The organism is Ginsengibacter sp. (assembly GCF_057362405.1).
Window position 1 is genome coordinate 59,518 of the sequence record NZ_JBMQQG010000148.1, and the last position, 9,276, is coordinate 68,793.

A 9,276-nucleotide genomic window follows, 5' to 3' on the forward strand; every position below is an offset into this window, starting at 1 on the left:
TAAAACCGGTTCCGTTATATTAAATCAACTAACACTTGACAATGCTATATTTATTTCAGAATTTAGCCTAACGTTAGTTCACTATCCTGTTAAAGATTTCCCGCTCCCCGTGATTAATCGGTTTTAAGTTGATGTGAAAGTAAACTTCATTTCAAGGTTTTTTTAGCGGCATTAGCCTGGCGCATCTGATTAATTTTCTTAAAATAACCCCAATGAAATTTTTCAACAGAAATTACCTAGCTGCAATAATTACCGTAGTGTTTGTAATTTTTTGTGGAGGTATTTATTCTTTTATTTATGTACCCAACAATGAAAGGAACCTGCAGGAACAACGTTTCAGGACTTTGCAGAACATCGATGAAAACATCCATAAAAAAATAGAGAACAGCGTAGCGCTGATGAGTAATTTGTTAACTGCTTATGCTAAGGACGATTCTCATGAACAGGAAGTAAAAAGTTATATTGCTAATTACTCTACCGAAAATTTCACATTGACGCTTCCTGTAATAAAGGGCTCCAGGAAAAATCTTACCGATAAATTTACTGACAGCATTTATAATATTACTGTGAATGATGATACCAGGCTCATCACTTTACAATTAGCTAAACGCATCATCGATTCAACGGACACCACTTCTTACCAGATGTCGATGAGGATGAGTTTTGATCAATTCATAAAATTGCTGATTCCTCAAAATGTATTTGACCAGTTTCTTATATTCAGTAACGGGCAATTGGTATTTGAAACGTTTCCATCGGGCATTAGTTACTTAAACGATTCATTATACAACAAGAAAAATGGCATAGAGGTTTCATCTGTAAGAAGCCTGAACATAAGCGGGAAAGATTATAAATTATTTTCACAGCCTGTAAATTTTACTGCTGACAGGCAGTGGGTAATTACGGGTCTACTTTCTAACACCCGTTACCAGGGAGAAAAAAATCAACTACCGAATAACGTTGTCTTACTTCTCGTAACAATTGTATTTATTATTATTCTCGCCTTCCCCTGGATTAAGTTGTATCAAATGGGTAATAAGGACAGGCTTACTATATCGGATGGAATTTCAACGATAGCCGTTTCTATGTTGTTGATTTCAATATTATTCTTTACTTTTTTTAAGTATAACCTGGTGCTGCGACCGGATAAGAGCCTGAATTCAGCAAATGTTCTTGCAGTTCAAATTACCAACGCATTTCGAAATGAAATTGATACTGCTTATAAAAAAATAAATGAATTTGAAGACTCAATCAAATCGAATCCTTCACTTTTTAATGACATCATTAATCTCAATAACGATAGCATTTCATTTAAGGATAAGGAACTAAAAGACAAGCCCACCAACCTTTTGAATACTGCAAAAGGACTGCATATCAACCAGGTTTTTTGGTTAGACAAAGCGGGAAATGAAAAAGTTAACTGGACCACAGTAAACAGCAGCGCTCCACATGGCAACTTTAGAAACAGGGAATATTTTAAAAAAATTATCACTCACAAAGAATCCCAGCTTAACAACGATCCCGCTCGCAGGTTTTACCTGGATCAAATTGTTTCGTGGATCAGTGGATCATTCACTTCCGTGTTATCGATTCCATCGAAAATTAACGGGCAGGCTATTGGTGCTATATCTTTTAATTTCAGGAGTCTTCATAAACCTGTTATACCGGAAGGCTATCAATTTGCCATTATTGACGATGACGGCAATGTGTTATATCATTCTGATGAAGCCCGAAATTTAAATGAAAATTTGTTGCGTGAATTCTCCGAAAGTGAAAAACTCCTTGGCAATCTTGAAGCCAGAACTGATGGAACTTTTACAACAAAATATTTCGGCAAAGAATATAAAGTAAGCATCAAAACCATTGACAGCCTCCCCTATTTTATGGTGGTTTTCGACGATGTTAATTACAGAGAAACGAGAGATACCGAAATCTATAGCTTCACTTTTTCTATGATGTTATTATTCTTCGCATTTTTAGCGCTGGAGCTCCTTGTAGTATTTCTTGTGTCATCCAAACGCTCATTTTTTAAAAGACAATTATTTGATACAAGTTGGATCGGTCCAAAGGTTTTGTCGCATCATCAATACAATGTTGCCACACTTTTTAATCTCGTCATCATTGTGTGGGTGCTTGCTTTTTTCAGCATCAGCAGCTTCTTAACCTATCTCTATATCCTATTGTTTTCGGTAACCTTTATTTCTATTTTTCTAACGGTCTTATTTGCCCGGCGTTATAAATATCATAACCAGGTTGATAATTATAAATTCAAGATTAAAACACTAAGGGCGCTCCTGATTTCTTTATTAATAATTGATATAGCGGCAATAAGAACACTTGAACCACATAATATTTTACTGCTATTTATTTACGAATCGCTGACATGTGTTGCAGGATGGCTCTTTTATAAATACGGTGACCGTGTGCTAACGGAGACACGTAAACGCATCGGGGCAAAGCTGCTTTCCAGCTGGAACTATAAACGCAGCTTTTCGGTAATGGGTCTCACCAGGCTTATTGTTACGAGTGGCATACCCATCATATTCTTCTACCTTACTTCCTACAATTATGAGCAAAATATAAGTATCCGCTACCGTCAGTTGCAATATGCAAAACAATTATTGAATAAATTGAGCGATACATCATTTGAGCATATTAAGACCAATACCAATTTCTCTAGAGGGTATTATTATGATAATGCTTATATAAATGATATTCGCCTGGAAAAACCTGGTACACCAGAAAAATATTCACGCGAAGAATCCATTACGACTGATATACTGTCGCTGTTTAGAATTAATATAAGCGACGCAGCCGTTAAAGAAGAAAAGTTTGACACGCCAAACGCTGGTGACACCTCATTTTTTTATAATTCATTATTAAAAGATGCCAGCGGCTCATCCGATAGCTGTACTACCTATGTGCAGATGGACACAACAGGCAAGTACCTGGCAATATCTTCAGCGGGCCTCAATTATAAAGTTCCATCGATATTCAAAAAAGGCTGGTTTGGCGCATCCTTATTCTGGATATTATTGCTTTTTGCATTGGGCGTTTTTTATGTTATGATCTACAACATCATCAGTAAACTATTTTGTTTGCGGTTGCCTGATCTGGCAGAATGGAATCCCCTGGATCATAAAATTATTGACACGCCAAGCTTAAATAAGCTTGTTTTTATAATCGGGTTGCCTGGTTCGGGGAAACTCAGCATTATAAAAGATAAAATCATGAAGGGCGAAATACAAATCGAAAACGGTACACTTACCTATGATGAGAATAGCGACCAGGCAAGTAATGTGTTTGTTGCCGACTTCATTAATATTCCTGACTTTGGCGATAACAGGGAAAGCGATCCGGAATGGAAAGCATTTAAAACTGCGGCCTTTGCTGAAAAAAATAAACTGATTATTGTAAACCATTTTGAATATAACATTCAGGATGCTGTTACCAACCGGCTAAAGCTTAACTTCCTGGAAGGCCTTATGCTTGATAGTAAGTGTAAGATCATTATTCTATCAACGGTGCACCCGGTATCGTTCCTCGATTCAATAATGGAACAGGCAATAGAAACAACTGACAAATCCGCACCAGGACAAGATCTTGAGAGATGGCATGTCTTGCTGGGTCATTATCGCATTATTGTTTTTCCATTGCAACAATCTATTACAGATAATACGGACAACACCTGGGATTCAATTTATAAAGAAACACAGCAGACACATTTCCTCATTAAGATTCAGCAGTATGCCATTGAAATTGCAAATGATTTAAAGACAAAAAAAGAAAAGGTGAATGCCGATGAATTAGCTTTTAAGTTGCAGATAACCTCTCATTATTTTTATATGTATATCTGGCAATCATTAACCAAAGAAGAAAAGTTTTTGTTGTATGACCTTGCAGAAGATAACCTGGTAAATTCTTTTAATGATTATGACCTGAATATGCTGTTGGCCAAAGGCGTTATAATAAGGCCCGACGGAACGCTTAGATTGTTCAACAAAGGTTTCCGCAATTTTATACTCACAGCAATTGGCAACAGCGAAGCGATGAAAATTAAGAATAATATTAAAGACAACGGTAACTGGAACCAGCTTAAAAATCCATTAATTATTCTTGTCCTTGCCATTCTCGCTTTCTTACTAACGTCGCAGCAGGAAGTGTACTCGAAATTAATTTCTTATGTGGCTGCCCTTGTAGCAGGACTACCGGTGATACTTAAATTATTTTCTTTTTTAAGTAAGAGCGATCAGAAGAATAGTTAAGGAGAAGTTTTATTGAAGTAACGATAAGTGGTTATGGCGAAAATTAAAATACTTTAAAATCCCTTTTGGCTATGCAGCAAGGAGTGGTATATATTTAAGTATTGAAAGTAGGTTGCTCGTCGGGTTTCAAGCTTACAAAATTTTATATGATAACAACCTCCAAATTCATTTGTTCTTTTATTCTACTTATCACAGTTACAGGCCTTCACTGCAAAAGCACTAATAAATCAACATCGCAAAAAGCAATCTGCAATTCCATTTACATTGACCAATTTAAATTGGCATATTTACGACAGGTTCTTGTTAAAGGATTTAATAATTCAAAAGCGGTCCAAGAACTTATCGACCTAGACCATAGTGGATTTACAGAACCTATCCTGACAAAAGATGGCTTACAATTAATTGATAGTTTAACCACAATTGACGGCATTAAGATGAAAATAGATTCTATAAATAGAATTGGAAGAGTTGCTGAAGGTGCGGAAGGGAAAACACCCTTTAGGATTTATTCTTAACAAAATTGAAAGTAAATGGCTTAACAGCTTAGCAAATAAAAGATACAAGATTGCTGGAAAGGTTGCTGTTAGTAAATTTTATGGGTCGCAATTTATTTTGATTATTCAACAAATCATTAGGTATCATCCCTCAAAAAGATCAATAATTAAATCATCCCGAATTATCGATTTCTCTTAATTTTGAAATGATTCTATGTTTGTTGGTTACGTTTATTTTCTAACACCACAGATTTGAAATTTCCCATTCCTTTTAAAGAAAACCAACAATAATAATTATTAAAAAGCCGGTGATATGAAACAAATATTTTTTTCATTTTTGATTTTAATATTGTTCTCTTATGGTTTTGCAAATCACAATAATGTTTTCGCAGATGATCATCCAACATTGGCGATAGGCAGTAGTGCGCCTGATTTCAAACTAAAAGGTGTTGATGGAAAAATGTATTCGTTGTCTTCTTTTAAAGACGCAAAAGTTTTAGTAATTGTCTTCACGTGCGATCATTGCCCGACCGCACAGGCCTATGAAAACAGGTTGATTCAACTAACAAAGGAATATACTCCGAAAGGTGTAGCCGTTGTGGCTATAATGCCTAATGATCCCAAATCTGTTCAGTTAAGTGAATTGGGTTACACCGATTTGGGCGACACCTATGAAGAAATGAAATTGCGGGCGAAAAGAAAACACTTCAACTTTCCTTACCTGTACGATGGCGACCATGAAACCGTAGCCAATGCTTATGGTCCTGTTGCCACGCCACATGTTTTTATTTTTGACCAGGAAAGAAAGCTGAGATACCAGGGACGCATAGACGATGTTGAGAAACCTACAGGAATACCAAAAAGCCAGGACACCCGAAACGCATTAGACGCGTTGCTTGCCGGCAAAGAAGTTCCGGTGAAAACTACAAAAGTATTTGGCTGTTCAATAAAATGGGCCGAAAAAGAGGAACACATTGCCGAAGCCGACAAAGAATGGAACGCTCAGCCTGTAACACTTGATACCATTGATTCTGCAGGCATCAGGGATCTTATAAAAAACAATACTGATAAGCTACTCTTAATAAATGTTTGGGCCACCTGGTGCGGCCCGTGTGTAGCGGAATTTCCATCGCTTGTTTCCATTAACCGCATGTACCGGCAAAGGGATTTTCAACTCATAAGTATAAGCGCCGATAACCCGGAGAAGAAAGACAAGGTTTTGAAAATGTTACAATCGTTACATGCTGCCAATACTAATTATCTTTTCAATTCGGATGACAAGTACCAACTGATAGATGCAATAGATCCTAAATGGACAGGTGCGATTCCATACACAATATTAGTGGAGCCCGGTGGCAGAATTGTTTACGCCAACCAGGGGGAAATTGATCCGTCATCATTAAAAACAAAAATTGTAGAAAACAAATTGATCGGAAGATATTACTAGATTTTGATTGCTCATCTCTTAAAATTAAATGAATGAATTCAAGAAGAAATTTTCTTAAAACGTCCGGCACCCTGGCTGCCGGCTCGTTCTTATTACCAAATGTTGTAAAAGCATCCAATCGCAAATCAGCAAAAGATGCCGGATTGCAATTGTATACAGTTCGCAATGAAATGCTGAATGATAATGTGGGAACATTAAAAAAGATAGCCAGTATTGGTTATAAAGAAATTGAATCTGCTGCAAGTGACAAAGGATATTATTATGGTTTGAAGCCGGCAGAAATGAAAAAGATTTGCTCCGACCTTGGGATGACTTTACGAAGCGGCCATGTGCATTACGACGATACGTGGCAGCAAACCGTTGACCAGGCCGTTGAATCCGGGCAGGATTATTTAATTATTTCGGTAATGCCTGAAAAAGGTCAAACAGTTGATAATTACAAACGCACAGCAGAGATATTTAATAAAGCCGGAGAAGTTGCCAAAAAATCAAACATAACACTTGGTTATCACAATCATGATTCAGAATTTGAAAAAGATAACGGCCAGGTTCTATACGATGTCCTGCTGGAAAATACCAATCCTGAATTTGTAAAAATGGAAATGGATTTAGGCTGGGTTATCGTTACCGGAAATGATCCGCTTGCTTATTTTGAAAAGTATCCAAACCGTTTTCCTCTATGGCATTTGAAAGATATGGACCTGAAAGAAAAGCACAGTGTTGAATTTGGAAAAGGAGGGCTGGATATAAAGAAGATGCTTACCAATTCAAAAAAAGCAGGCATGAAATATTTCTTTGTAGAACAGGAAGAGTACACCGGTACTGCATTTGATTGCCTTGAATTCAACATGAACTATCTTAAGAACCTGGAATACTGATTATAATCAAAGAGACAGGCTCACAACTTAAAATGAAGAAAGACTACACAGATATTGAACTGTTAAAGATTTCTTTTCCCTATTCGACGTTAATACTAAAAAGTGCCGATGATTATACGGTTATTGATATTGACTTCCCAGGCAAAAAAGTCATAGGCTGGCAGTAATAGTCGAAAGTGATAGATAAAAAACTGGGAGTATGTTTTAAAATCTCAATGCTGGATTAGAGACAATTAAGAAAATAGCGAAATAAGATTTCAGTTTATAACGTCCACCAATAAGTGAATTTCAATAGGATCTCCCGGTTTCTTACAGTAAAAGGCACGTTTAGATAATTATCAGTATATACCAGGAATAAGTCTGACGCTGGTTTGTACCTCCATTGCAATCTTGCATTTACGTTGGTGTTTTTAAGTTGCTCGTTATACTGAACATAGGTTGTGAAGAATAGTTTATTGGTCATGGTTACATCTACCTTTGGTCCAACGAGCCAAAATTTGGTATGCCCCCACGGCTGCGGCAATTGCAACTGGTTATAGGTTGCATACAATGTAATGTTCACAAATGGTTGAAAGCGATACCCAAAATTAGCACTTGCAGATAATTTTTTACCATCAGCATAATAGCCGCCATATCTAAAAGAATACCCATAGGTGAAAAGGCTTTGCGGCTTCGAGACAAAATCAATTCCTATAGTTTTCCACTTGTGAATTGAAGAAAGTTGCAATGAATCTTTACCACTGTTTGTTGGATCAAACGGAAAAAGTAATTGAACATAATCATCAAGCATGGTTGACGATAATGTGGCTTTGGTACGGAAAGTAATTAAATAAGTAAGCTGGTTTTCATGGTCTGTTTCGTGAAATTTTGTATTAAAAAAATAGGTTGAAGTTAACTGCGGTCCATGCGTCAATATACTTCCAGCCTTGGGGAAAAAGTTATAAGCTATATATGGATTGAGTTTTATATCATCATTGCGCGGCACATATCCTACTTCAGCATTATAATTTTGCCCAATGAATTCATAACTGCCATTCACTGTCCATCTTTTACCGGCATACTGCAAATTGCCCGCTAATAACATATCCTTTCCGCTTTCGCCGGGACTAAAAGATTTTATCAGCATCTGCTTTCCCGTCCACACATTATTGGGCGAGGCAAGATTATATTCTATGGCTACATTTCGATTATACTTAGAATAAACAGGATGCAAAGAATCTTTTCCGGGATGATAGTTAACAGACTGTTTGTTAATGAACATTACGTTAATATTTGAACGCGAAAACACTTCCCGTTGCAGAGCAACTACAGCAAAATTTTGTTGCGGCAATCCGATGTCTTCCTGTTTTGCAGTTTGCATATCCATTAAATTGATTCGCCAATTCCGATTGAGTTTACCGCTCAATCTTCCTCCGAATTCAATAGGTATACCCAATCCAATTCGCCTTGAAAAAAATGGACGAACATCGGCATAGCCAAAGTTGTTGGTCTGGTCACCATTCTCAAGAAAAAATGGCCTCCTTTCAGGAAAAAATAATTCATAACGGTCGAGGTTGGTAACCTGCTTGTCAACTTCCACCTGCGAAAAATCTGGATTCACCGTAAGGTCCAGGTTTAATGAAGAAGTAACAGCTACTTTTGCATCAAGTCCTATTTCATGTTTAAACTCTCCCGGTGAACGTGGAATAAATTTTTTTGAATCACCAGTTAGAACATAAGGAATCAAAGACACATTATTCTTAATGGCAGGCGGCGGTATACTCCATATTAATGTGCCGGTATAAGCAAGCGCCGCCGTCGGAAACTGCCGCGGAACAGGAGCCCAGCTCGATTTTTCCGTTGTCTTTAGATCATTGCGGCTGAAGTTTATTCCCCATTTGGTAACACCCTTTTTGTAACGAAGTGTTTTAAAGGGAATTGCCATTTCTGACACCCACTTGTTCGGGTAGTGCTTTACGGTCGATCTCCATTTATCATCCCAATTCAAATCAACAGAGCCTCCCTGGTACATTAATCCATCCCATTGGGCGCCATCTGCGTTTGTGCCAAATGCAAAGCCGTTAGTCTGGTCATCGAACGGATCGATGAACACGATGAAATTGTCATTTTTTAGAAAATCAAAATCCCGCCGTAACGATTCCACCATTTCGGGGCCGGGCAAAGCTTTGTAGCAAACGGCTAACAAGTAAAGA

At 37.3% G+C, this 9,276-nt stretch carries 6 protein-coding genes; 5 read left to right on the forward strand and 1 reads right to left on the reverse strand.

Going from position 1 to position 9,276, the window contains the following annotated elements:
* The first annotated feature begins 212 nt into the window (after window positions 1-212).
* The 5 genes from ACO1O5_RS12040 (at window position 213) to ACO1O5_RS12060 (ending at window position 7,251) form a co-directional block, all read left to right on the forward strand.
* Window positions 213-4,265, forward strand: coding sequence for a cache domain-containing protein (locus ACO1O5_RS12040; RefSeq protein WP_486270508.1), 4,053 nt, complete (start codon window positions 213-215; stop codon window positions 4,263-4,265).
* A 146-nt stretch (window positions 4,266-4,411) separates the two neighbouring features.
* Window positions 4,412-4,780, forward strand: coding sequence for a hypothetical protein (locus ACO1O5_RS12045; RefSeq protein ID WP_486270510.1), 369 nt, complete (start codon window positions 4,412-4,414; stop codon window positions 4,778-4,780).
* 292 nt (window positions 4,781-5,072) lie between these two features.
* Window positions 5,073-6,206: a redoxin family protein gene (locus ACO1O5_RS12050; RefSeq protein WP_486270512.1), complete on the forward strand. Its 1,134-nt coding sequence runs from the start codon at window positions 5,073-5,075 to the stop codon at window positions 6,204-6,206.
* 32 nt (window positions 6,207-6,238) lie between these two features.
* A complete protein-coding gene (locus ACO1O5_RS12055) occupies window positions 6,239-7,084 on the forward strand; it encodes a sugar phosphate isomerase/epimerase family protein (RefSeq protein ID WP_486270514.1) in 846 nt (281 codons plus the stop codon).
* 32 nt (window positions 7,085-7,116) lie between these two features.
* Window positions 7,117-7,251: a hypothetical protein gene (locus ACO1O5_RS12060; RefSeq protein ID WP_486270515.1), complete on the forward strand. Its 135-nt coding sequence runs from the start codon at window positions 7,117-7,119 to the stop codon at window positions 7,249-7,251.
* A 95-nt stretch (window positions 7,252-7,346) separates the two neighbouring features.
* On the opposite strand, the gene ACO1O5_RS12065 is transcribed toward ACO1O5_RS12060, so the two are convergent.
* On the reverse strand, window positions 7,347-9,276 hold a 1,930-nt coding region (locus ACO1O5_RS12065), incomplete at its 5' end, for a carbohydrate binding family 9 domain-containing protein (RefSeq protein WP_486270517.1).